This window comes from Teredinibacter franksiae, assembly GCF_014218805.1.
Taxonomy (GTDB): Bacteria; Pseudomonadota; Gammaproteobacteria; order Pseudomonadales; family Cellvibrionaceae; genus Teredinibacter; species Teredinibacter franksiae.
In genome coordinates this window covers 2,956,482-2,982,829 of sequence record NZ_JACJUV010000001.1, presented here as the reverse complement: position 1 = coordinate 2,982,829, position 26,348 = coordinate 2,956,482, and the positions used below count along the sequence as shown (strand labels likewise).

The following is a 26,348-nucleotide window of genomic DNA, read 5'->3' as shown; positions in this document are numbered from 1 at the left end:
AGCAATGCACCATGGGTGATTCGGCAACACAAGACGTCAATGATAACGACCTGTTTATCAGCTACACGCATATCGATAACGTACCGTTAGATATGAATGAGCCCGGCTGGATTTCACGTCTGCATTATTCTTTGGGAGTACGCCTGCAGCAAATTATTGGCGGCCAGGTGTCTATCTGGCGCGATGAAAAGCTGACCGGTAACGACAATTTCAGCGATTCCATTCTCAAAGGTTTAAAAAATGTACCCCTGCTCGTTTGCGTGGTTTCGCCACGCTATGTTAATTCCGACTGGTGCATCAAAGAATTTGAGCAATTTACCCACGACGTCGAAGCTCAGGGTGGGCTGCAAATGGGTGAGAAGTCGCGCATATTTAAAGTGATAAAAACGCCTCTGGAACTAGAAGAGCAACCCGATGTACTGCAAACTCAACTGGGCTATTGTTTTTACGATGTAAACCCAGCCAACAACCGACCCGATGAATTCCGCCAGGACCCAGGTGCAAACAAAGATCCTCGCTACTGGGCCAAACTCGAAGACCTAGCCTACGACATTGCACAAACATACAAATTGTATAAACAGTCCCGCACTGAACCCGCCAATAGTGCGAATAAAAAAGTGTACATTCCACAACCCACACTGGACATCGATGAGGAATACCAAAGTATAAAACGGGAATTTAATGAACGCGGTTACGATGTTGTACCGCAAAGTGCACCGGCGCGAAAACTAGGAGACTTTATTGCCGAAACAAAGGCCGAACTCTCCGAGTGCGAACTCATTGTCAACATGATTGGTGGGCATTATGGCTCCATCCACGAAGGCACAGAAAAATCGGATATCCACTGGCAAACCGAACTTACAGCAGAGCATGCAAAAGCCAAAGGCATACACCGTATTATATGGCTACCAAAAGCTCAGTCTGTAACCGAAGAATGTCAAATCGAATTTATTGACAACCTGCGCAATGAAGAATACGAACTCGATAAAACTGAATTTTTAGAAACTGATATCGAAGAGCTAAAAAACTGTATTAGTAATGCAGTCAATAAAAAGCCTACAACGGCCCATAGCCCGGTGGCGACTTCTGCCAGCGCTGAAGATAATATCTATCTACTGTACGAAGAAACGGACTACGACTACACCGAGGCACTAGAAGAAGCACTGTTAGATAGCGGCCACAATATAATACACCCGCTCTTTACCGGCTCAGAACAACTGATACACGACGATTACATGAATAATTTAAAATCCGCGCAATCAGTCATAATTGTACAAGCCAATAGCCGTGCAGAGTGGCTGAGCGATAAGGTGCGCGATATTACCCAGATAGAAAAAGAACGCCAACAACCTTTCCAATTACGCGGGGTATACCTTACCGGTGATGAAACCGTTGACAAGCTGCGATTCCGTGCGCGCAAATTCGCCACCATTCGCCATCTACCCGAAAGCAATGGCGACTTTGACGAATTCCTGCAACCCCTTAGCGTAACGGGAGGCCACTAACATGGCTAAACGCCCTTCGGCCAAAACACTAACCAACCCATTCCCTGGTTTACGCAGCTACTCGCCACACGAGTCTGGAAATTTTTACGGCCGCGATGAACAAGTAACCGAACTGGCCCGAAAAATAAAGCGCAACCGATTGATAACCGTACTCGGCGCTTCCGGTAGTGGTAAATCTTCACTCATTCGCGCAGGGCTGTTACCCAAACTCAATGCTTCTTTAGTAGGCGATCATTCGTTGCGTAGCCACTGGGAAACCACCGAAATGACCCCCGGTGGCGCTCCGCTGGCACGTCTAGCTCAAGCACTATTTGCCGTTCACCAAAATCTCGAACACCGTAAGCACCCAGAAGCCGATCCAGACGTTTTGGCAAAGGCTTCCAGTGAATATACGCTCATGGCCGAGGCTCTACTTTCACGCAGTTCGTTTGGGCTGGTAGAGCTAGTTAAACAATTAAACAGTGAACACCCCCTTCTAATTTTGGTGGACCAGTTCGAAGAACTGTTTCGCATTACCAGCAATAACAGTAAACGCAACTATGCATTGGCATTTATAAAACTGTTGCTAGAAGCGGTAAAACAAACTGAAGTCCCGGTTTATATTGTGATAACCATGCGCTCGGATTTTCTCGGCGACTGTACCAAATACGAAGGACTACCCGAGGCCATTAACCGCAGCCAATACCTAATACCGCGAATGAATCGCCAACAACGGCGAGACATTATTCTCGGCCCGTTACAAAAACAAGGTGTGGATATTAGCGCTCGGTTGGTCAATCGCCTGCTCAACGACCTTGGCGATGAACCGGATCAATTACCCATTTTTCAACATGCCCTTATGCGTATGTGGTTTTGCTGGCACCAACAAGGTGAAAACAGTCAACCCATTGACCTCTCGCACTACCAAGCCATTGGCACATTAAGCAATGCCCTTAATGTGCATGCCGAAAGCATCTTCAACCCACTAAACGAACCACAGAAACAGCTCGTCGAAAAAATATTTAAATGCCTCAGCGAGCTAACTCAGGACAGCCGTGTAGTGCGACGCCCGGCCGCGGTCAGCGAACTGATGGCCATTTGCGAAACCGACTTCGATAGGTTGGCAGCCATTCTAACTATTTTTCGCAACCCGCACTGCAGCTTCCTTACCCCCAATGCGGCAGAAACGATTACCGAAGACAGTATTATCGATGTGTCTCACGAAAGCCTTTTCCGCCTGTGGCAACAGGTAATGATCTGGATAAAAGAAGAATCGCAATCGGCTGAGCAGTACTGGCGCTTGTCTGAACTGGCTTGCCGCTATAACAAGCAGGAAGCGAGTTTAATGCGTAATCCAGAGCTGGATATCGCTGTGAACTGGCAGCAAAAAACCAAACCCAACCCTGCCTGGGCGGCGCGCTATGACGACAATTTCCAGCAGGTAAAGAACTATATCGCCCAGAGCGTAAAGCAGCATATTGCCGATAAGCAGCAACAGGAAGTTCAGCATCAAAAAGAAATCGCGACCGCAAAAAAAATTCGCTACCTAAAAAATGGGCTACTGATGTTTTGTATTATCGGTATTGCTATCCTCGGTTTATTCTCGCAACACACCTATAAGCTGCAGCAAAAATCCGAATCGCTTAAACTTGCCATCGACGCCAAAAACGCACTGCTTACATCACCCGAGCAAGCGGCCTATACAGCGATTCTTGCGCTGCAGAAATCCGACACCTACGAAGCCAAGCAAGCACTCAATCAGGCCTACTCGATTATGCACCGACGTTCCGTGTATTTTATCGATTGGCAATCATTAAACACTTTACCCACAGCCTGCAGCAACTGCCGTACCCCGAAACCCGCCGAACCAGACGCTCACGCAGCGACCGCCTGTAACGCATCACCTGCAACGGCTTCTAGTGGATACAATACAAACTTTACTCTTCCAAAAATTCTCGCCACCCGTAAAATTAACGAGCAAACACTTATTTCGGTTACCTCGCTGGGCACTATTTTGGTGGGCGATAGCGCTTATGATTACGATCTGGGAATAAAGCAAACATATAGCCTATTTACCAAGGGCGAAACGCCATCGTTGCTATCGGCAACCGATATTCATCACGACCCAGCGACCAACATCGTTACCATCGCCATTGCTTCACTCGATACACAACTGCGGCTTATTCAATACGACCCTGGCCAGTGCGTGTTCAGCCAACGTAAAATAGCGCGCGACAGCCCGGTTACGGCGCTAACCATCAGCCCCGATGGCAGTACGCTCGCTACCGGTGATAGCAAGGGCCAAGTGCAGCTCGTCACCGTGATAGAAACAGAAAAACCACCTGTTGTATTAACCCAAAAACATACCGAGGCCATCTCCGCATTGCGCTACAACGCGAACGGTAAACTGTTGGCCAGCGGCGGCTGGGACGGCGCCATCTATCTATATGATACCGATAGCCATTTAGCCAGGAATGAATTCGCCTATCACGATGCAAATGTATCGGCGCTGCACTTCCATGAAGGCCCAACACCAGGATTAGTCAGCGGCGATCGCGATGGCAATGTTCGCCTCTGGTATCTATACAATAATTCACTGGAATTCATCGACGAAACTCGCTGCAGTAACGCCGAAATCGTAGACTTGGAAATTGTTGCGACCAACCGCTTGGTGTGTGCCACCCACGATGGCATCGTCAAATTGTATAAGCTCAGCGAAGATGGGCTGCAACCGCGCTATGCCTTGGGTAACAGTACTGGAGTTTATATCAACGATATATCTGTTACGCAGTCTGCCACCAACGATAACACTCTGCGCGAAGCAGTATTGGTATCACGCAATAACTATATCGTCGCCTGGGACGTATCGGACCTAATATTTACCGACCAGGAAGAGGCCGCGCTTGTTTGGTACAGCCGATTATCTATTACCCAAGCTAACGACAACCCAACGCCCGAGCATACCCAATGGCTGGCCTCCGTGGCCAACAACCACCGTCTGGAAGTATTTAGACACAACGGTGCCCATGGGTTTGAAACACGCCCAACGTATGTCATCAATACTGATGTCGACTTTGTTATTCAAGCCGTTGCATTCGACAACATGCGCACACCAAAAACCGTAATATTAAAAAGTAACGATGGCCGCAAAATGGAGCACAGATTAAACGACGCCCATATATACGGCGATACGGTAAAACGGCTGACCCAATTGCGAAACTCCAAAACCTGTAAACCATTATTTAATCTTGGGGCGCATGAACACTGCCTCCCTGAATTGTAATTGCAACAATACGGCGTCTTTCTAACGCAACCCGTAATTAATCGTTCACCCTATATTTGGCTACACACATTGTTATGAATACACACATTTTTTTCACCTGCGCACGCCCGTTGCTCGGAATCGGACTGCTGTTTTTAGCCTTGTTAACTAACGCGGCCAATGATCCATCAGCCTGCACAAAAACACCCACATCACCGGAAGGTTTTTTGGATCAACACCAGAAAACCATCACCATTATTATTCCCCGCGGAGAAGGCGGGGGTTCACACCAGTTAAGCGCCAAAATGCGCGAGGCCATGTTGCCTTATCTGCCCGAAGGTACCAACATTACCTTGCAACATATCACCGGCGATAACGGCTTAGAGGCTATTCGCCAATTTTATTTGCTTCCGGAAAATGGCTACACGCTTTTGCAACACGTGGATGATGTCGCCCCCTATATTCATATGCATGAGGGGCACAAAACCATAGACAAAAGCCGCCTCAAACCACTCGCCATTGTTCAGCGCACCTATAGCCAACTCTTTATTCGCAACTACGTTGAACAGCGGTTTACCAACTGGCCCGAATTCGTTACCTATGCGAGCAATAACCCAGTTAAAGTGGCCGTGGTTGGCCACAAGGGCTCCATGGAAGACCTCTATATTGATGAGTTGAACACACAATACGGACTGCGAATTGAGGACCAAGCGATTAATAATCCGTCTGAACGCTATATGGCCATTATCCAAGACAAAGCAGACTTACTTATTGAACAGCCCGGCGATGTGAGTGTTTTTATCGATCGAAAATTATTTAAACCCATTATTTCTTTGCCTGTTCAGCCAAATGACACCATAGAAGGCGCACCTAGCCTAAAAGAATTTATTGAAAAAGGTATGCCAACGCTCGAGCGTTTCCGTGGTTTTTTCGTGCACTCTGGTGTCGAACAACCACGCTACGATTACCTCCACGAAGTGCTGTCTTGTGCCTACCGATCCAAAACCTACCAAGCCTTCAACAAGGCAAATAAAATGGCCCCCGACAGCTATTTGGATGGTGCCGGTGCAGCCAAATTTATCGACAGCAGTATTCAATACTATATTTCCCTCACAGATAGCAACGGCAGCCTGCTCCATCATGCCGACGCCCATTAATTTGTAGCCCTAGGCCTTAAGAGCGTTTCATGATTAAGTATTTTTCGTTTTTGTCCATCCCGCTATTGGCGATGCTGGTACTCATATTTGTGGGTATTGGCGATGCCCGCCATGTTTACACCAACTTGTTACTGGAACGAGAACAAGCAAAAGCGGTTCAGCTACAGGGGTTAATTGGCGACTTTCTCGATGCCGGCCTGAAGGTCAGCTTTGTGGCAGACATTCTCAATTATCTTGATCGAGAATCCCACTCGAGCCGTCGTGCAACGTCAGGTAAAACTTTGGACAAGGGTTCAGATAAAAGTATTGCCGTCGTTGCAGGTTTTGTTGCAGACGAAAATCTTATGGTTTTTACGCTGGAAGGCGACGATAAAAAAAGTGTTACGCGGCTTTACCCATCGGCCAGCCCACCATTAAGACCAAATTTTCCCCATGTTTGTGATTTAACCGGCCCCCATCAAAGCGATACCGTTTGGTGGGTTATTACGCCACTGCTTCGTCATGGCGCCAGCAAGCCGGTGGGCTGTATTGCCCAAGCCATTCCTCCCCACGTCATTGACCAAGGCTTAGAAAATCTACCGCAAATACTGCTGATAACGTTCGTAACACTTTCATTTCTATTGGCTATGGCATTATTGCTGCTGCAAAAACGCTCAGCAAAGGGAACCAAGCATTTTCAAAGTCTAAGCGCCGCTGCATTTTTCATTATGGCTGGCGTTATCACACTATCATCCGTATCGATTTACAAAAATGGTGTTTACGCCAAGGCAGACCAATACGCTCGCTCTCTTGCTCATCAACTTTCCATTATTCCCAATATCGGCCGCTTGTCAGAGGAAGATTTGGACGGCGTAAATAATATCGTTGAAAACTTTTACAGCAACGCGTCGGAAATGGCGCGCTTCGAGCTCAGTTTTGACGATAAAACACTGATTCACTATCCTAAACACAGCAGAGTACCAGCCGATGCCGAGTTTCTTAGCGCGGCCATTAATGATTCCGGTTCGGCAACGATTAAAGTCTACCCACAGGCGAGTGTGGTACGCGATAAAATCATTAATAATGTCATTAACTTTGCAGCACTATTTGTTTCCTGTTGTTTTATTGCCTATATCTGGTTTCGTCTGGTCACCTCCGTATCAGAACTGCGCTTCGCCGAACGCCAGAAAGCCAACAGCGTAGATCACCAAACACTCTCCTCTCGCCACAGTGTTACGCTGGTACAGTGCGTGTGGTTTTTGGCGGTATTTATGGAGGGCCTTAATGCTTCGTTTATGCCTGACTATCTACGCTCTATTGCCACCCACAGCAATCTTTATTCGCTATTGTTCTCGTTCTTTTTTGCAGCTTTTGTGTTATTGCTAATTCCCGCGGGCAAGCTTGTCAGCGCCGTCGGCGCTAAAAGCACCGTATTAGTAGGCTGTATTTTGACGGCGGTAGGCGCAGCCCTGATGGCCACCAACGAACAGTTAGAAATTGCCTTTGCTGCACGCTTTATTTCCGGTGCGGGTCACGGCTTATTGTTTATCGCTATTCAATCTTACATTCTCAATTCAGTCGCGAGCTCACAGCGTGCTAGCGGTTCGGCACGTATTGTATTTGCCCAAAACAGCGGTATATTGTCCGGCGCCGCCATGGGCGCTTTAATGTTTATTTATGTTGGTGCCAAGGGCATTTTTCTGTCTGCTACCGCCGTCGCCATAGTGAATGTTTTTCTCGTTTATCTTTTTATGGCTAAACGCAGCTCCACCACTAATACTGAAACAGCGCCGCAACCTGCCGTTTCTTTTGCGGCCACACTGAGCAATGCCACAAGCGATGCAAAGTTTTTGGTTTCCAGCCTGTTTGTCGGTACTTACAGCAAAATTATCTATAACGGGGCAATCTTTTTCACCATACCCATATTGCTTGCACAACTGGAATTCAGTAAACCGCAGATCGGCCAATTACTTATGCTGTTTGCGTTCTCCGTTATGCTCTCTAATTATTTTGTACCCAAAGTTGCCAAGCGCTTTAATACCAATTCCATTTTACTCATGGGTATGCTGGGCAGCGCTCTAGGTTGCTTTATCTTGGGCGCTTTCGCACTTTTGGGTTCACCTATATACCAGCATACCGCCGTTGTTGTAGGGGTAATTGTTGTAGGCTATTCCAACGGCCTTATTGCCGCCCCCATTGTTGCCAGTGTTCTCGATACTCAGTTTGCGAACCGTGTAGGGGTGAACAGTAGCCTTTCTCTTTATCGCTTTGTCGAGCGTATTGGCCATGTACTGGGCCCCATCATTTTTGCCTGGTCGTTTGCTTTCTTTGATGCTGGCGAGGGGCAAATGCAGCTGTTTCAAATTATAGCCGCTGTCACCACAGCCTTTGCCTTCATATTTTGGTTATCGCAACGAAAGCCTAGCCACCAGTAACGGTCGTCGCCAATCTATCCTGGATTGGCGGCTTTCCCTACGCCCACAAATTACTCCACCCAACGCTGTTGACAATTCCCGCCTACCTCTAATAAAAATTATTGGGTTGAACGGGTGCCTTCCTAATTGATACTCCCCAGATATCGTTAATCAGGCTAACCATCCATAAAAAACCCGGGTACTTTTCAGTACCCGGGTTTTTTATGGATGGTTAAATGCCTTTTCTCATTGCCTCCCCCTAAACAAGGGAGTCAGTAGATAGCGCAATTAACGACTTACTTTGAGCCAGAAACAAACTCTGGGTAAGCTTCCATACCACATTCAGAAATATCCACACCGTCGAACTCTTCTTCTTCGCTGACGCGAATGCCCATGATCAGCTTAATTACATACCAAACAATAAAGCTGGTGATGAATACCCATCCGAAGATAGTGAGAGCACCGAGTAACTGCATTCCGAAACTAGCGTCAGTATTGGTCAAAGGTACAACCATCACACCAAAGAAGCCAACAACTCCGTGAACGGAAATCGCACCTACAGGATCATCAATCTTGAGCTTATCCAGGGTGATAATGCTAAACACAACCAACACACCACCAACCGCGCCAATCAATGTGGCCGCCAAAGGACTAGGAGTGTCAGGGCCAGCTGTAATAGCGACTAAACCGGCAAGAGCACCATTCAACGCCATTGTAAGGTCTGCTTTACCGAACAGAATACGAGCAACAATCAAAGCGGCAACTAGGCCACCGGCCGCAGCGGCATTTGTGTTCATAAAGATTACAGCCACTGCGTTAGCATCGCCTACACTGGAAGTCGCCAGCTGAGAGCCACCGTTAAATCCAAACCAACCCATCCACAAGATAAATGTACCCAGAGTAGCAAGAGGTAAATTCGCACCTGGAATCGCATTTACTTCACCATTAGGGCCATACTTACCTTTACGAGCGCCCAACAACAATACGCCAGCCAAGGCAGCACCAGCACCAGCCATATGAACGATGCCAGACCCGGCAAAGTCTTGAAAATTAACACCTTCAGCCTTTCCTTTGATCTGGAAGAGACCAAATACTTCTTGCTCACCCCAGGTCCATGCGCCTTCCATTGGGTAGATAAAACCCGTCATCACAACAGCAAACAGCAGGAAGGCCCAAAGCTTCATACGTTCAGCAACAGCGCCCGAGACAATAGACATAGCCGTAGCGACGAATACGACCTGAAAGAAGAAATCGGCAGAAGGTGCATAGGTCGCAGGCTCTTCAGCCCCAACAACACCATCTCCAACAATACCCGTTAAAAACCAAGTTTTGCCGTACATAATGGCGTAGCCGCACACGAAATACATGATGGAAGCAATCGCATACAGGGAAACGTTCTTGGTTAAAATTTCAGTTGTGTTTTTAGAGCGGACAAGACCAGACTCGAGCATTGAAAAGCCCGCGGCCATCCACATTACGAGTGCGCCACATACCAAGAAATAAAAGGTATCTAAAGCGTACTGCAATTCAAAAATTGATTGTTCCATAGCAGTTCTCCGGAATTTGGGATTCTACTTACTCATAAACTAAGTAAGGATTTACAGGGCTTCTTCGCCAGATTCGCCCGTACGTATACGAACAACCTGTTCCAGGGTGGAAACAAAGATTTTTCCATCACCGATCTTGCCGCTGTGTGCAGCTTTGCTAATGGCTTCTACAACAGAATCCAATTGATCGTCGGCGACCGCCACTTCCAATTTAGTTTTGGGGAGAAAATCTACTACGTACTCTGCACCACGATAGAGTTCAGTGTGACCTTTTTGACGGCCAAAGCCTTTTACTTCAGTCACGGTAATACCTTGCACACCAATCTCAGATAAAGCCTCACGGACAGCATCCAACTTAAAAGGCTTGATTACGGCAGTTATTAATTTCATCGGACTGCTCCTATAATGTTTGTGCAGCCTAGGCTGCAAATATTTTAATCAGTCAATAAAGCCGCCGACAAAACTAGCCAGCGACTTTCAAGCAATGCTTATTCGATAGGTATGCTGTAGGAAACAACCACATTCAAATCGTCATCGTAGTCGCCGTCAACATTGTCAACAACCTGGCTAAAAGTGAAGCTCAAGTTGTCGTTGTAGGCGTAGGAGAAATCTATGTGCATCATGTCATCTTCATGTGCACCCAAATTAACACCGAAATCGCCGAAAGATACGCCCGCATTAACGTAGTAGTAATCTTCCAAATCCTGGATACCGTGGTAGTAGCTCAAGCTCACAGGACCGTAACCAAGAGATACGACGGCTTCCATCAAATCACCGATGTTACTTTCGTCATTAGATGGGGATACGACGATTTCACCTTCGCTGTTAAAACCTAAATAACGAGTAGAAGCAGTTGGGTACTGGTAGGACCAGAGGCTCACATCGTAAGAGAAATCACCCGCTTCACCGCCATAACCCAAATACAAATCGTACTCGGTTCCGCCATTTGCATCACCAGAACTGACCCAAGTACCCGCGTAGAAACCGCCTTCGCTGAAGCCCAGGTCACCAAAAACAGCCGGAGTACCGTAACCGTCACCTAGGTCGATACCGCGCCACAAGTAACTACTCGCCACACCAACAGAAGCAGACACTTCAGCCTGAGCAACAGGAGCCATACCCACTAAAGCGACAGAAGCCGCTACAGCACCAGCAAGAATTGATTTAGATATTTTCATGTGTTTCCTCCAAAATTAACTTTTGTATGTTTTGTTAGCTTTTCGCTACCCATTACGAACGAGCTTGCCTTTGGATTTGCACTAACTAAGCCAACTTTATTATTTCTATATTTATCAATTAGTTAACGGTGTCACCCGGCACAACCAATACAAACAGGCGCGCCAAAAGCACAGAAATGGTGCAATCCCCAAACTAGTGCACGAGGTTTTGCACTCAAATAACGCGTTATGTAAGTGGGACAAAAAACAGGCTTATTTACGAGGTACTAGCGCAAAGGACGGACAATGGAAAATGTGTGAATTATGCTCAATCTCGGCATGCGTTGATTAGCCCTTCAAGGGAGGGCTAATCGGTTTGCCAGATGGGTAATTAGATGGGTAAAAGGAAGCGGTAAACTAGAATATAGACACTCGGGATTACACCGTAAGGTACTTACGAACCTCCTCCTCATTCATAGAAGCAACCTCGCCCGAGAGCGTCACAACACCGCGATCCATCACCGAGTATTTGTCACCTAGATCTCGGGCAAATTCAAAGTACTGCTCAACAAGAAGGATTGCCATCTCACCCTGCTGGCGCAGAATACTGATAACGCTGTGAATATCTTTAATGATCGATGGCTGAATACCCTCGGTAGGCTCGTCCAAAATTAATAGCTTGGGCTGCATAACCAATGCACGAGCAATCGACAACTGCTGTTGCTGCCCTCCAGACAGATCACCCCCACGCCGACGCGTCATTTTTCGCAATACGGGAAATAAATCGAATATTTCATCCTTTATTTTTCGTTGCGATCTCGGCAGTGCCGCAAAACCCGTTTTCATATTTTCCAATACGGTCAACTGAGAAAAAATTTGGCGGCCTTGAGGTACATAGGCAATACCCAGGCGGGCTCTTTCCGCAGCCGATAACTTGGTAATATCTTTTTCATTCCAGGTAATACTACCTGCACGCACTGGCTCTCGCCCCGTTACAGCCTGCATAAGGCTGGACTTGCCTACACCGTTACGCCCGAGAATGCAGGTGATTTCACCCTGCTTTGCCTCCAGGCTTACGTCACTCAACGCCTGACTGGCACCGTAGAATAAATCAATATTTTTTGCACTTAACATATAATTTAACCCGTGTAGTACACGATGTTTGTGTAGATTAGAATAACCTAAGCACTGAATTACCGGCCTAAATACACCTCAATTACCCGTGGGTCCGCCGACACTTTTTCCAGAGAGCCTTCGGCTAGCACACTACCTTCATGCAGTACCGTGACCTTACTTTCCAAAGCTCGCACAAATTCCATATCGTGTTCTACCACGATTACCGAGTGACTTTTAGCAATATCTTTTAGCAGACGTGCGGTTTCCATGGTTTCGTAGTCCGTCATGCCACCGGCGGGTTCGTCTACCAATAGTACTTCCGGTTCTTGGATAAACAACATGCCAATTTCTAACCACTGCTTCTGCCCATGGGACAAATTTGCAGCCAGGTCTAATTTTTTTTCTTTTAGACCAATTAACTCCATAACTTCTTCCACACGGCTGGACTGCTCTGCTTTCAATTTAAAAAACAGTGTTTGCCAAATTTTGCGGTTTCCGGCCAAGGCCAATTCCAAATTGTCCCACACGGTTAGGCTTTCTATTACCGTTGGTTTCTGAAATTTTCGGCCTATACCCATATTGGCAATATCGGCCTCATCGAAGCGGGTTAAATCAATATTATCTTTAAAACGTACTTCACCTTCATCGGGGCGGGTTTTGCCGGTGATGATATCCATCATCGTACTTTTTCCTGCACCATTGGGGCCTATAATGGCTCGCAACTCACCCGGCGAGATATCAAGCGAAAGATTATTGATGGCTTTAAAGCCATCAAACGATTTAGTAACGCCGTTTAGGTACAAAATACTGCGAACTTGAGACTGCGCGTTTGTGGGCAAATCAATCTGTGTCATGCCTCTGCCCCCCCAACTGAAATATTTTTGTCATTCGGATTTTTACCGTCCGGCCTTTCTTCGCTAGTCTCATGCTTGTCGAGCGTCTTTTTTCGCCTTGCCACCAAATCTTCGGCTAAGCCCACAATTCCGCGCGGTAAAAAAGTGGTAGAAATAACAAAGAGACCACCCAACATAAACAGCCAGATTTCGGGGAAGGCCCCAGTGAAATAGGTTTTTGCGTAATTAACAACAACCGCACCGATTATCGCCCCGTACAGGGTGCCTCTGCCGCCTAGCGCCACCCATATAACAATTTCGATAGAATTCAGCGGGTGAAATTCTCCGGGGTTAATAATACCCACCTGCGGTACAAACAAAGCACCGGCTATACCGGCCAATATTGCCGATATAACAAAAACAAATAATTTGTAGTGCTCAACCCGATAACCCAGAAAGCGCGAACGGCTTTCGGCATCGCGAATAGAAACCAGAACCCGACCAAATTTAGATGTGGTGATATAGCGGCTTAACAAGTACGCCAGAATCACAAAAAAGGCCGAGAGCATAAACAAGGCTATGCGTGTGCCATCGGCCTGTACATTAAAGCCTATAATTTCCTTAAAGTCGGTAAAACCGTTATTACCGCCAAAACCAAAATCGTTAAGTAGGAAGGCCTGCCAAAGTGCGTAGGTTAACGCCTGAGTAATAATAGACAGATAAACCCCGGTTACCCGTGAACGAAACGCCAGCCAACCAAAAATAAATGCCAACAACGCCGGTACGAACATCACCATTACCATGGCGAACCAGAACATATCGAAGCCCTGCCAAAACCACGGCAGCTTATCCAAATTCAGAAATACCATAAAGTCCGGCAGGATTGGGTTACCGTATACGCCACGATCACCGATCTGACGCATCAGGTACATACCCATGGCATAGCCACCTAGTGCAAAAAAAGCGCCATGCCCCAGACTTAGAATGCCACAGTAGCCCCAAACCAAATCCAACGCTAACGCCAATAGTGCATAGCAAAGGTATTTCCCCAGCAGAGTTACGGTATAGGTGGGCACATGGAAGAACGAGCCCTCTGGCATTAACAGGTTTAATAGCGGAATAACAAACATGGCCAACGCCAGCGCTGCAAGCACATAGCGGCCCACTTTATCGTTCGCAATTAGGGTATAGAGTAGAGAATGCTTAAACATAATTTAATCCTCCACAAACCGGCCTTTAAGCGCAAATAGTCCGCGCGGCCGCCATTGGATAAATAGAATAATAAATACCAACACAATAATTTTTCCAATTACGGCACCGGTAACCGGCTCAAGGAATTTATTTACAATCCCCAAGCTCATAGCACCAATAAAAGTACCCATTAAATTGCCGACACCGCCAAACACTACAACCATAAAGGAATCGATGATGTAGCTCTGGCCTAGGTTCGGGCCTACATTGGTGATCTGGCTAAGCGCTACACCGGCAATACCCGCAATACCCGAACCCAAACCAAATGTAAGCGCATCCACCCAGTTGGAACGAATACCCATAGAGTTCGCCATTGCACGGTTTTGGGTAACGGCGCGCATCTGCAAACCTACTAGTGTTTTACGTAGCAGTAGTGCGAGCATAAATAATACAAAGAGTGCGAACAGCAGAATAAAAATGCGGTTGAAGGTTACCGACATTGCGCCATTAATCACCCAGGAACCACTCATCCACTCAGGGGTTACCACGGGTACATTGTTTGCACGGTAGGTACGAACGGCTTGCTGTAGTATTAAGCTAATGCCAAAGGTCGCAAGAAGCGTATCGAGTGGGCGGCCGTATAGGTGGCGAATAACGAGACGTTCTATCAGTACGCCTGTGGTACCCGACACCAAAAAAGCCGCGGGAATTGCCAGTATTAGCGAAACCCCCATCAAATTAGGGAACATTTGTTGGATTGCGAAAGTAGTATAAGCACCCAACATTATCATTTCGCCGTGGGCCATATTGATAACGCCCATCACGCCGAAGGTAATCGCTAAACCAATCGCTGCCAGTAAAAGTACCGAGCCTAGACTAATCCCAAACAGTAAGTTTTCCGCAAATTTGAAAAAACTAAGTTTAGTATCCACCAGTTTTAATTTCTTTTCGGCCAGCTGCGCAAGCTCTTTATCGGCTTCTACATATTTGCCATTCTCATCTTTTTCGACAAGCTGATTCAACACGGCAACGGCTTCTGGTTCGACGGCCGTACCCAATTTTTCTACAGCGGCCATGCGTAGGGCTTTTTCGCCCGATTTAATATCGATACGCGCTATCGCCACTTGCAACAGATGCCTAACGTCCTCACTTTTTTCGCTTAATAGCGTTTCACTGAGCAGTTCGCGCAAGCTGTCGTCGGGGGATTTAATAAGATTACGAGCAGACTCTAGGCGAAGCGCCTTATCGTCGGCGGTGAGTTCCAAAATGGCTATGGCGGTACGTAATTTCTCACGCAACTGATTATTGATAGTCACTTTTTTAACCTTCCGTTTACCAACCACACCCAGCACTTCGCCAGAAGCAACACTGGTAACCAGAAAGCCGCCCTCAACCTTTTCGATAGTAACAATAGTTTTGTCACTTTTTTGATAATAGAGTGAACCAGCCAACATAATTTTGAAGGTTGACAGCGCACGAAGATCTTTGGAATTGGATAATTTGTCGATAACATCGGCTTTAGTGGAAAACGACTTTGCGCTCAACTCCCCCACTAACCCATCGAACTGTACCTGCTCTGCAGTGGCCAGCTCTTTTTCAAACACAATCCCGTCTGCCGTATTATCGGCATAGGTGTTTGAAAAAGATAAAACAACTGTGGCAAGCAATAGAAAAGCGGCTATTAGTTTAGCTTTCATTTTTTTTCCGCAAATTGCTTAATTGGCTTATTGATTCGGCAAGCATTGCACCATACTTTGCCAAATCGCCATTTAATTACCCCGGCTTACGCCGGGGCAATCACACTGTATAAGATTCAATTTAACTCAGAATCTCTTTAAAGTCTGGCCGTTATTAGCCACTAAAAGTTTTGACCAGAGCATTTCTTGGTTTCAGTATTGTAATTACCGCAAGCCACTTTAGGGTCTTGCCAATCCGAAATAATTTTGGCGCTTTCTGGCAGGAAATCAGTCCAGGCATCGCCAGCAACTTCGCTGTCTGTAGACCATACCGTTTCAAACTGACCGTCTTCTTGAATTTCACCAATTAATACAGGCTTGGTGAAGTGGTGGTTAGGCAGAACTTCAGCAATGCCACCGGTCAGGTTAGAAACCTGAATGCCGTACATAGCAGAGCGCACTTTATCGACGTCGGTCGTTTTGGCTTTCTCTACTGCTTTAGCCCATGCTTTAAAGCCAATATAGGTTGCCTCCATTGGGTCGTTGGTTACACGCTCTTCACTCTTAATAAACTTGTGCCACTTAGCGATAAATGCATCGTTAGCTTCATCGTCAACACTCATGAAGTAATTCCATGCAGCCAGGTGACCTACCAGAGGCTTGGTATCGAAACCACTCAGCTCTTCTTCACCTACAGAGAAAGCAACAACAGGAATATCTTCCGCAGACACACCAGCGTTACCCAGCTCTTTGTAGAAAGGCACGTTAGCATCGCCATTGATGGTGGAAACAACGGCTGTTTTCTTGCCAGCAGAGCCAAATTTCTTAATTTCAGCTACACGTGTTTGCCAGTCTGAATGGCCAAACGGCGTATAGTTAATAGAAATATCGGCCGCTTTCACGCCTTTACTGAGCAGGTACTGCTCAAGAATTTTATTGGTCGTACGCGGGTACACATAGTCGGTACCTTCTAGAACCCAACGCTTAACGTCACCACCGTCTTTGCTCATTAGGTAGTCAACGGCAGGGATCGCCTGCTGGTTAGGTGCCGCACCGGTGTAGAAAACATTTTTCGAAGATTCTTCACCTTCGTATTGAACCGGGTAGAACAGCAGGCCATTCAGCTCTTCAATAACAGGCAGTACTGATTTGCGTGATACTGAAGTCCAGCAGCCGAAAATAACGTCAACTTTTTCTTTTTCTAAAAGCTCTTTAGTTTTTTCAGCAAACAGAGGCCAGTTTGAGGCCGGGTCTACTACCACCGCTTCTAACTTCTTACCCAGCAGGCCGCCTTTTTTGTTTTGCTCTTCCACCATCATTAACACGGTATCTTTCAGTGTAGTTTCACTAATAGCCATGGTGCCCGATAGAGAATGAAGTACGCCAACCTTGATTGTATCGGCAGCCTGCGCGGTATAAGCACCAATTGTCAGTGCTACAGCCCCCAAGGCTATACCCGTTTTTTTCAAAAGTTTTTGCATGTTTATCTCCTCCGAAGAGATGTGTGTTGGGTTAAATTTTTTTATTTCCCGTACGGGTAATGCGGAAGAGACAACGCAGAAATGGTGCCAATTTGGTTTTTGACGATTCAGACGAAAATATTATTCTTAAGTATTTGAAAAATAAAGAGATTTAGCGTATGCATTAAATGCTGACTTAATTTGTAACAACCGCCGCCGATATCCTGTGCACCATTCCAGTGCTAAAACGCAGGTGCATTCTTTTATCAACACACTATTGGTGCGCCACTTGAATTACAGGCTTGAAAAAGCGAGATACAGGCCAAGCAATAACGAAAATGCCGCCATAAAGCCTTGAAGCACGGCATGTAACGCATGGTAACTACGCTTTACCATGCGCATTGAGTGAGCAATCACCCCCCCAAAACCAGCCATAGCCAGCACTACCCCTGCACTAAAAAACAGCACGTAGACAATACCGACGGCAGGCTGGGTAATTTGAGACACAGGAATTAGTGCCAGCAGTGGAGCAGACCCGGCAGTACCGTGAATCAGGCCAACAATTGGCGCGCTTACACCGCTAGCAAGGTGCTCACGATTTGTTTTGAGTCGCCAGAATGCCAATAGGCCTATCGCTATCAACATAAACGCGACACTGTGTTCAGCGAATGCGCTGAGCTCTGCAGGAATGGCGCTACCGGCTACAAAGACAAACAAGGCAATAATAAGCAGGGCCGAACCATGCCCCACAGACCACTGTATGGCAAAACGAAAGTTACCCAATAGCGACGGGGCTCGTTCACTGGTATTAACGTCCCCGGCACTTAAGCCGCTCACAGCCGCGAGATGATCGGGATCGAAGGCGTGTATCAAGCCTAGAGCCAAACCCATAAACAAAAAACTGGTGATTGCGGCGGTTTCCATTGCGCTACCCCAGCATGCCTTGTTTTTCGATAAAGCTTATGATTTCCTTCACGCCAATTTCATCTTTTAAATTAGAGAATACAAAGGGCTTTTCGCCACGCATTTTTTTAGCATCGCGATCCATCACGCCTAAGTCCGCGCCAACGTAAGGTGCCAAATCGATTTTATTGATAATAAGAAGGTCAGATTTGGTTATACCTGGCCCACCTTTACGTGGGATTTTATCTCCGGCGGAAACATCGATGACATAGAGTGTTAAATCGGAAAGTTCTGGGCTAAAGGTAGCGGCTAAATTGTCGCCACCGCTCTCAATCAATATCACATCGAGGTTATCAAAACGGTTTTGCAATTCGGCCACGGCAGACAAATTCATGGAGGCATCTTCACGAATAGCCGTATGGGGGCAACCGCCCGTTTCTACACCCATAATACGGTCTTGTTCCAGCACCTCGTGACGCAAAAGGAATTCGGCATCTTCGCGGGTGTAAATGTCGTTGGTAATCACCGCAATGCTGTATTTGTCTTTTAACACCGCACAAAGCGTTTTAACCAGTGCGGTTTTTCCAGAGCCTACGGGGCCACCAATGCCAAGTCTTAATGTGGGTTTTTTGTTGGTCATAACTATTTTTCTTTTCTCGCTTTAATTTCACACATCTAATTTCGCTCTCTAAGCCACATGAGATGTGTACTTTATTGCTATAAAGCGCTCTTACAATAGAGCGCGCCTAAACACCCCAGTTAAGACCGAAATAGACGGGAATACTGCCTTTCGTGTAATGACGAGGCAATCGCCAAAGCGGGCAACCCAATACCAATTTCATCGTCACTTAATTGTTTCGCTTTAGCGCAGACCTCTGGTATTAACGCCATCAGTTGAACCAATAATTGTTGTGCATGGGTTTGCCCCAAAGGCACAATTTTTGTGGCAGCAGCTATTTGATTTTCTAACCAGCTCCATGCAAAACCTTGTATTAAATCGTCGGAGCTAATTTGCCAACGTACACCCGCCAGTGCGAACTGAGTAACAAAACTGCTGGGCGCAGCTATTTCAATTGTCGATTGAATATCAAGCGAGACTAATAAACGCTGTAATGCCTGACCAAGTTGCTCATCTTCCAGCAGCAGTTCACTAGTTTCGCGATTTGCCCGCACAAAATGATTCCATTCGTTAACTTTTTCCGCGTCGTTGGCTGCCCATGCGGCATGTAATCGTAAGAGTACCGGCAAATCCAAACAACCCACGCTAAAACGTAGAACACCGCTAATCCATTCCGCTAACGCACCGTCACCTTTAAGCCAGCCACTTTCTACGGCATATTCCTGCCCTTGGGAGTAAGCATATGCACCAACCGGTAAAGCCGGGCTAACCAAATGCATAAGATGCAGTAATTTTTGATCCATTTTTAATTCAATCGCCATCAATGTTCATGATGATGATGGCCGCCACCGCCACCGTGGTATGCGCCGTTTTCAGGGTGGAAGGGTTTATTCGCATGAACCACATCCAAACCCAACCCCCTTACCATTTCGTCTAACACATGGTCGTGCTGATAACGTAAATAGCCTTCCCCTATCTGCAGAGGTACATGACGATTACCCAGGTGATAAGCCGCACGCGTGAGCAATAAACTATTGCCGTTGGCTACTTCGCTTATAGATTCATCGGCCGCCGTAATTTTTACCGCTTTGCCATTGGAACACTGTAAAAACTCTCCGTCTTTCAGTATATGACCACGCTCAAGAAACCAACCTAATGGCTCGCCCCCAGTGGTATTAAGTTTATACCTACTTTTTTTTCGTTCTTCGTAGGTGACAACTACTTCGTAATCACTCTTATCAATATCTTTTTTTATTTCAAATGCTTCTAGCATGGTACTCACTTTGTTCATGGGGCGCCGCTACGCGACTGCTGGAATCTGGAGCGCTCGCGAGCTCGCTGCTGGAGCGGCCTTCGGCCTGCTGGAAAAACCAGTCCAGAAGTGAGCTTGCGAACGTTCCAACAAGGAGCTTGCGACTGCTCCAGAAGGACGTAGGCTGCTCCGTGCGCGCTGAATTAAAATAGAAAGTACCGCTGCGCCAGTGGAAGCACCTCCGCAGGCTCGCAGGTCAATAACTGCCCATCCGCGCGCACTTCATAGGTTTCTGGGTCCACTTCCATTACTGGCTGATAATCGTTGTGAATCATGTCTTTCTTTTGCACGCTTCGACAATTCTTTACAGCAACCAATCGGCGCTCTAATTTATAGCTGGCGGCAATACCGGCATCGATTGCCGCTTGGGAAACAAAACTGACCGATGTTCCCATTGCGGCCTTTCCAAACGCTCCGAACATAGGGCGATAGTGTACAGGCTGCGGTGTAGGAATTGATGCGTTGGGGTCACCCATAGGCGCTGCAGCTATTGCACCGCCTTTAATAATCATCGATGGTTTCACACCAAAAAAAGCGGGCTTCCATAAAACGATGTCAGCCAATTTACCCACTTCAATAGAGCCTACTTCATGCGATATGCCGTGAGCCAGTGCCGGGTTAATGGTGTATTTGGCGATATAACGTTTTGCCCGAAAGTTATCGCTATAATCGCTGTCCTGCGGCAGTGCTCCACGTTGCACTTTCATTTTATGTGCGGTTTGCCATGTGCGGCACACCACTTCACCGACGCGGCCCATGGCTTGGGAATCCGAGGCAATCATAGAAAAAGCACCAAGGTCGTGAAGAATATCTTCAGCGGCAATGGTTTCTTTGCGAATACGCGAATCGGCAAAGGCGACATCTTCTGGAATGTTGGGGTCGAGATGATGACAGACCATCAACATATCCAAATGTTCATCTACGGTATTTACCGTGTAAGGACGTGTTGGATTTGTGGATGAAGGTAATACATTGTCGGAGCCACAGGCTTTAATAATATCCGGCGCATGCCCCCCACCCGCACCTTCGGTATGGTAGGTGTGAATAGTGCGGCCTTTAAATGCACCAAGGGTGTCTTCAACAAAACCCGATTCATTCAGGGTGTCGGTATGAATCGCCACCTGCACATCGTAATTTTCGGCCACACTTAAACAGCAGTCGATCGACGCCGGCGTAGTACCCCAGTCTTCGTGCAGTTTTAGGCCCAAAGCCCCCGCTTCCACTTGTTCGTTCAAGGCTACGGGTAAGCTGGCGTTGCCTTTGGCGAGAAAGCCTAAATTCATCGCAAAACTCTCGGCGGCTTCGAGCATTTTTTGAATATGCCAAGGGCCAGGCGTACAGGTTGTAGCATTGGTGCCGGTCGCCGGGCCTGTGCCGCCACCGATCATGGTGGTAACGCCGCTCATTAAGGCTTCTTCGATTTGCTGAGGGCAAATAAAGTGGATATGGGCATCAATGGCACCCGCCGTTAGAATTTGCCCTTCACCAGCAATGACTTCTGTTCCTGGGCCAACTTCTATCGTGACATCCGGCTGAATATCAGGGTTACCGGCTTTACCTATAGCGGCGATGCGCCCGGCTTTAATGGCAACATCGGCTTTAACGATACCCCAATGGTCGAGTATAAGTGCGTTGGTAATAACCGTATCGGGCGTGTCTTTACACGAGGCTTGGCTTTGACCCATGCCATCACGGATCACTTTACCGCCGCCAAATTTCACTTCTTCTCCATGGGTAGTGAAATCTTTTTCTACCTCTACCCACAGTTCGGTATCGCCTAAACGTACGCGATCACCCACGGTTGGGCCGAACATATCGGCATAGGCTTTTCGGTCTATTTTTGCCATTGTTTTTCTCCTATACCTTTTTAAAGTTTACCCATTACATCGCCGCGAAATCCGTACACCGTTTTCGAGCCAGCCAGTTCAACCAATTCCACTTCACGGTCTTGCCCCGGCTCAAAACGTACCGCTGTTCCGGCGGCAATGTTTAAACGGAAACCCCTTGCGGCTTCTCGATCAAAACTTAACGCAGCGTTAGTTTCAAAAAAATGGTAATGGGAGCCCACTTGAATGGGGCGGTCGCCAGTATTGGCCACTTTCACAGTAAGCGTAATGCGACCCACATTTAATTCTATGTCGCCTGTTTTAATATCGTATTCGCCGGGAATCATTGACTTTCTCCAGTCTTTTTAAAATGCCTGCGCAACGGGGCATACATTTGGTAATTGACTCATATATCCACTTTCACAGGAATCATGAACGACCCTATTTAAACAATAGGTTCGTGCACCGTCACCAGCTTGGTGCCGTCTGGAAAGGTGGCTTCTACTTGGACGTCGTGAATCATTTCAGCAATGCCTTCCATCACATCTTCGCGGGCAAGAATAGTGCGCCCGTAGTTCATTAGCTCCGCTACGGTTTTACCTTCCCGCGCGCCTTCCATAATTTCTGCCGAAATTAAGGCAATGGATTCTGGGTAGTTGAGTTTCAAACCTTTGGCTTTTCGCCGCTCCGCCAACAACGCGGCAGTAAAAATTAATAATTTGTCTTTGTCGCGTGGACTGAGTTCCATTGTGGAGCCCTCTCAGTTATTGGTTATGTAAGTTTTAAAAGACCGAAGGCCTCTTCGGAAGCGCAAACTCTGCACATTAGGTATTCCAAATGCGGGGTACAACAGCCTCCCGACCATTAAATGTAGGTCGAATATTTTTCCAGATTAATTCAAACCCTTTTCGGCAAAGGGCAACATCATTACCCAAATAGCGCGCAATAAATACATCCTGTTTTTGGGTAAGCCCCCAGCATTCAGTTGCCGAACCATCCAACGCCTCTAATTGCTCTACCCATAAATCGCGATCGTCCCGCGAAATGCTAGCGGTAACGATAAAAGTGCCCAGTGTATTCTTGCCCTTTAACCCCCAAATTGATTGTTGTAATTCACCACCACCAACAATACGGTTCCGTTCAATAAACAATGGCTTTTGCTCTTGCCAGATCTCTAGGTTTTGCCAACACTCGCCGGAATTAAATGTTTCTCCACTGGCAGCCCTGCCCAAACGCACAATATCCCAACCAGCGTACTTTGCGCCGGGGCTTAGATCCACCCGCGTGTTTAGGCGACCATTGGCGGAATCGAAGACAATGGTCTCCTGCGGCAACCATTCTAGGCACGTATCGGCCTCCAACTGAAAATGTATACTTTGTTGCTGCGTTTCTCTGGCCCCCTTGGCTCCGTATATTTTTCCAGCGGAGGGCGTAGTGATTAGCGCCTGTGCACCCTCGGCAAGTGAAGCACCAATACTCAGGGAGTCCCCAATAACCATTCCGCCCGGCGGATGCAACAAGTAGACATGGCAACAATCCTGCTGCTCGGGGTAAAAAGGACGCTGCACACGCAATGGGCCATGATGTTGACTGGTAACGATACGAGTGCGGTGCTGACGCAAAGCAAAGCCGAGTGAAATACCCGCACGCCATTCACGACCCTGCTGAATATTGAGAACAACGGTGGCTGTAGTTGAGGCGACTAACTCGGCGACAGGACGATTCATGAACAGATTCAATAGTTATTTATGTTTATCCATGGTGCGAAAATGCTCATACGCACCAAAAAAAGGCGCGAAAATGCCCCACATTAACGCAACTTAGGGGCTGGCGCACTTTTCAATATTCTGACGAATACACAGGGCAAGTTTCTTGCCAGACAAACAAAGCAAAAGTATTTAGCCGCAACCCCACCATTTTAAGGCACCGAGAAACAACGAGTTTGCGCATTTTTTTTCGGAATTGCAAAATAGCCCGATAGCGACCAATAAGAGCGGAGGACAATTAAAAGCGTTCACCCTAGCAGATACGGAAGGCGCTATGATCACCCCCAACCCCATACGCTAGGCTAGGGATGAGTTTTTGTTGGTTAACAACCGCCAGCACACAAAACACCTAGTGTAAGTGAACACATTATCGCCATTGAATCCCTGCCGTTAATCAGCCACTGAACTAACAACACCTAACAGCACCTAAAAACACTCGAAGGTTTACCCTGTGTCGCCACTGCACATAGCCGGAAGTTACAGGGATGTTGTAGTACTTCCCGCGAGCAAAACCGACCATCTTAATGGAGGCTAACCTGTAAAATGGCGACACGCCAATCCAACCGGCGGTTTCTATTGAAAATGAAATGGGATTATCGCCAAATTTCGAGTCTTCGACAGAGGGCGCCTCAACAACGATATACTACGCACCTAGGCCCACCGAATGATTCTAGAGAGAAATCGCCTACACTTATTCTTTGCAGCCAAGCTTTGATACTATGCCCCTCCAGACCGGAGAACACCCCATGATCGACCAACTCGCCAAGCAAATTTTCAACGACATCAACCAAAAAGCCAGCCAATTTTCCGAAAATCAAGACCAAGCCTCTTCGCAGGTTCGCGCTATTATCGAATCCGCCCTGCGGAAGCTGAACCTGGTTACCCGAGATGAATTCGATGCACAGCAGGCTGTACTGCTGAGAACCCGAGAAAAACTTGAGCAGCTCGAATCTCGCCTAGCAGAATTCGAAAAAGCGCACAGCCCCGATAGCTGATATCGCACATCATTCGATGGCTGTCTTTTTTACAATGCGCGCTTGGAATTCATTATCAGGGACGATTCATGTCACTTGCTGTTGTTTACACACGCGCGCAACTCGGCGTTGGCGCGCCGCTGGTTACCGTGGAAACCCACCTTTCTAATGGGCTACCGGGTTTCACCATTGTTGGCCTGCCTGAAACGGCGGTAAAAGAGAGTAAGGACCGGGTACGATCCGCTCTGCTAAATAGTCATTTCGATTTTCCACAACGAAGAATTACCGTCAACCTCGCCCCCGCTGACCTACCCAAGGAAGGTGGCCGCTATGACCTTGCTATTGCGTTGGCTATTCTTGCTGCTTCTGAGCAAATTCCTGGGCAAGCATTAGCTGAATACGAATTTGTGGGGGAGCTAGGCCTTTCTGGCGACCTGCGGCGCATACGCGGTGCTATCCCTGCGGCCATCGCCTGCGGTGAAGCCAAGCGAGCACTAGTTGTTCCTCGGCTAAATTCAACCGAAGCAGCCCTGTGCCGCAATACCGAGGTGTTGGTTGCCTCTAATCTATTAAGTGTTTGCGCTCACCTACATAAACGCGAGGCCCTGGAGACACCGGTAAAATCCGTTGCCCACGACGCCTTTTACCCTACCGATATGAGCGATGTAAAAGGCCAACTACAGGCCAGACGCGCACTTGAAGTAGCCGCCAGCGGTGGTCACAATTTACTCTTTTTTGGCCCCCCGGGAACCGGCAAATCCATGCTCGCTTCCCGACTACCCACTATTATGCCTCCGCTACGGGAGAGCGAGGCTTTAGAGGTAGCCGCTGTAAAAAGCGTTGCGAATCAATCCGCAGCGAGTAACTGGTTATCGCGACCTTTCCGGTCACCCCACCACACCGCTTCGGCTATTGCGTTAGTTGGTGGTGGCAGTAACCCACGACCTGGGGAAATTTCTCTTGCTCACAACGGTGTTCTATTTTTGGATGAGCTACCGGAATTCCCGCGGCAAGTGTTGGAAGTACTGCGAGAACCACTCGAAAGCGGCCATATTTGTATTTCGCGGGCATCCGCCCAAGTAGAATACCCCGCTAAATTTCAATTAATTGCCGCCATGAATCCCTGCCCTTGCGGATTTAACGGCGACGCTACCGATCGCTGCCGCTGTACACCCCAACAAATTTCCCGCTACCGTAACAAAATATCGGGCCCATTATTAGACCGCATCGACCTGCAGGTACACGTGGGTATCCTGCCACTGCAAGACCTGCAACAGAAACCTGAAGGTGAAAAAAGCTTATCTATTCGCAAGCGTGTTATCAGCACCCGTAAAATTCAGATGGCCCGACAAGGTAAAATTAACGCGGAATTAAACGGTAAAGAGCTAGCAAAGTTCTGCCAACTGGGTGAAAAAGAAAACCAGTTACTTGCGACCGCTCTAACGCGATTAAACCTGTCGGCGCGCGCCTACGATCGTATTTTACGCGTTGCCCGTACGTTGGCCGATATGGCAAACGAAGAACATATTTCAATTGCACAAATTTCCGAGGCCCTAGGCTATCGAAATCTCGACAGAGGTAATATTGAACAATTCCCCCAAACACACGCCCACGACACACAAGGCGCATAGCTAAACATCACTACCATTTCTGTAACTAATCCAAATCATCA

General features: G+C 47.4%; 22 protein-coding genes. 6 read left to right on the top strand and 16 right to left on the bottom strand.

Annotation, left to right across the window (positions count from 1 at the left end):
* Positions 1-11 precede the first annotated feature (11 nt).
* The 4 genes from H5336_RS12520 to H5336_RS12505 all read left to right on the top strand — a co-directional run bounded on the left by H5336_RS12520 (position 12) and on the right by H5336_RS12505 (position 8,317).
* A complete protein-coding gene (locus H5336_RS12520; RefSeq protein ID WP_185234636.1) occupies positions 12-1,505 on the top strand; it encodes a toll/interleukin-1 receptor domain-containing protein in 1,494 nt (497 codons plus the stop codon).
* Between the two features lies 1 nt (position 1,506).
* Positions 1,507-4,767, top strand: a complete 3,261-nt coding sequence (locus tag H5336_RS12515; RefSeq protein ID WP_185234635.1) for an NACHT and WD repeat domain-containing protein — start codon at positions 1,507-1,509, stop codon at positions 4,765-4,767.
* 74 nt (positions 4,768-4,841) lie between these two features.
* Positions 4,842-5,903, top strand: a complete 1,062-nt coding sequence (locus tag H5336_RS12510) for a type 2 periplasmic-binding domain-containing protein (protein WP_185234634.1) — start codon at positions 4,842-4,844, stop codon at positions 5,901-5,903.
* Between the two features lie 29 nt (positions 5,904-5,932).
* The gene (locus tag H5336_RS12505; RefSeq protein ID WP_185234632.1) at positions 5,933-8,317 is read left to right on the top strand and encodes an MFS transporter; all 2,385 of its coding nucleotides are present in this window, start codon (positions 5,933-5,935) and stop codon (positions 8,315-8,317) included.
* Between the two features lie 275 nt (positions 8,318-8,592).
* On the opposite strand, the gene amtB is transcribed toward H5336_RS12505, so the two are convergent.
* The 16 genes from amtB to H5336_RS12425 all read right to left on the bottom strand — a co-directional run bounded on the left by amtB (position 8,593) and on the right by H5336_RS12425 (position 23,663).
* Positions 8,593-9,843 carry an ammonium transporter AmtB gene (gene amtB / locus H5336_RS12500; RefSeq protein ID WP_185234630.1) on the bottom strand — a complete coding sequence of 417 codons (1,251 nt, stop codon included), beginning with the start codon at positions 9,841-9,843 and terminating at the stop codon, positions 8,593-8,595.
* A 51-nt stretch (positions 9,844-9,894) separates the two neighbouring features.
* Positions 9,895-10,233: a P-II family nitrogen regulator gene (glnK, locus tag H5336_RS12495; protein WP_185234628.1), complete on the bottom strand. Its 339-nt coding sequence runs from the start codon at positions 10,231-10,233 to the stop codon at positions 9,895-9,897.
* Between the two features lie 98 nt (positions 10,234-10,331).
* The gene (locus tag H5336_RS12490) at positions 10,332-11,021 is read right to left on the bottom strand and encodes a TorF family putative porin (protein ID WP_185234626.1); all 690 of its coding nucleotides are present in this window, start codon (positions 11,019-11,021) and stop codon (positions 10,332-10,334) included.
* 417 nt (positions 11,022-11,438) lie between these two features.
* Positions 11,439-12,134, bottom strand: a complete 696-nt coding sequence (urtE, locus tag H5336_RS12485; RefSeq protein ID WP_185234624.1) for an urea ABC transporter ATP-binding subunit UrtE — start codon at positions 12,132-12,134, stop codon at positions 11,439-11,441.
* A 59-nt stretch (positions 12,135-12,193) separates the two neighbouring features.
* Positions 12,194-12,970, bottom strand: coding sequence for an urea ABC transporter ATP-binding protein UrtD (gene urtD / locus H5336_RS12480; protein WP_185234622.1), 777 nt, complete (start codon positions 12,968-12,970; stop codon positions 12,194-12,196).
* Entirely contained in the window at positions 12,967-14,160 is a 1,194-nt protein-coding gene (urtC, locus tag H5336_RS12475) for an urea ABC transporter permease subunit UrtC (protein ID WP_185234620.1), read from the bottom strand. Before urtC ends, urtD begins: the two co-directional genes overlap by 4 nt.
* Before the next feature lie 3 nt (positions 14,161-14,163).
* Positions 14,164-15,837 (bottom strand): urea ABC transporter permease subunit UrtB, encoded by a 1,674-nt coding sequence (urtB, locus tag H5336_RS12470; RefSeq protein ID WP_185234618.1) that lies wholly within the window; start codon positions 15,835-15,837, stop codon positions 14,164-14,166.
* A 161-nt stretch (positions 15,838-15,998) separates the two neighbouring features.
* Positions 15,999-17,297: an urea ABC transporter substrate-binding protein gene (urtA, locus tag H5336_RS12465; RefSeq protein ID WP_185234615.1), complete on the bottom strand. Its 1,299-nt coding sequence runs from the start codon at positions 17,295-17,297 to the stop codon at positions 15,999-16,001.
* A 273-nt stretch (positions 17,298-17,570) separates the two neighbouring features.
* On the bottom strand, positions 17,571-18,200 hold the full coding sequence (locus H5336_RS12460) for an urease accessory protein UreH (RefSeq protein WP_185234614.1): 630 nt from the start codon (positions 18,198-18,200) through the stop codon (positions 17,571-17,573).
* A gap of 4 nt (positions 18,201-18,204) precedes the next feature.
* Complete coding sequence (gene ureG, locus H5336_RS12455; RefSeq protein WP_185234613.1) at positions 18,205-18,819, bottom strand: urease accessory protein UreG; 615 nt, start codon at positions 18,817-18,819, stop codon at positions 18,205-18,207.
* Positions 18,820-18,938: 119 nt separating this feature from the next.
* On the bottom strand, positions 18,939-19,601 hold the full coding sequence (locus H5336_RS12450; RefSeq protein ID WP_185235740.1) for an urease accessory protein UreF: 663 nt from the start codon (positions 19,599-19,601) through the stop codon (positions 18,939-18,941).
* A gap of 17 nt (positions 19,602-19,618) precedes the next feature.
* Positions 19,619-20,071, bottom strand: coding sequence for an urease accessory protein UreE (ureE, locus tag H5336_RS12445; protein WP_185235739.1), 453 nt, complete (start codon positions 20,069-20,071; stop codon positions 19,619-19,621).
* Positions 20,072-20,253: 182 nt separating this feature from the next.
* Positions 20,254-21,957: an urease subunit alpha gene (gene ureC / locus H5336_RS12440; protein ID WP_185234612.1), complete on the bottom strand. Its 1,704-nt coding sequence runs from the start codon at positions 21,955-21,957 to the stop codon at positions 20,254-20,256.
* Positions 21,958-21,977: 20 nt separating this feature from the next.
* Entirely contained in the window at positions 21,978-22,283 is a 306-nt protein-coding gene (locus tag H5336_RS12435; RefSeq protein WP_185234611.1) for an urease subunit beta, read from the bottom strand.
* A 98-nt stretch (positions 22,284-22,381) separates the two neighbouring features.
* Entirely contained in the window at positions 22,382-22,684 is a 303-nt protein-coding gene (gene ureA / locus H5336_RS12430; protein ID WP_185234610.1) for an urease subunit gamma, read from the bottom strand.
* A gap of 76 nt (positions 22,685-22,760) precedes the next feature.
* Positions 22,761-23,663 carry an urease accessory protein UreD gene (locus tag H5336_RS12425; RefSeq protein WP_185234609.1) on the bottom strand — a complete coding sequence of 301 codons (903 nt, stop codon included), beginning with the start codon at positions 23,661-23,663 and terminating at the stop codon, positions 22,761-22,763.
* A 785-nt stretch (positions 23,664-24,448) separates the two neighbouring features.
* Between H5336_RS12425 and H5336_RS12420 the strand changes: the two genes are divergently transcribed.
* Positions 24,449-24,697 carry an accessory factor UbiK family protein gene (locus tag H5336_RS12420; RefSeq protein ID WP_185234608.1) on the top strand — a complete coding sequence of 83 codons (249 nt, stop codon included), beginning with the start codon at positions 24,449-24,451 and terminating at the stop codon, positions 24,695-24,697.
* A 68-nt stretch (positions 24,698-24,765) separates the two neighbouring features.
* Positions 24,766-26,307, top strand: coding sequence for a YifB family Mg chelatase-like AAA ATPase (locus H5336_RS12415; protein WP_185234606.1), 1,542 nt, complete (start codon positions 24,766-24,768; stop codon positions 26,305-26,307).
* Positions 26,308-26,348 lie beyond the last annotated feature (41 nt).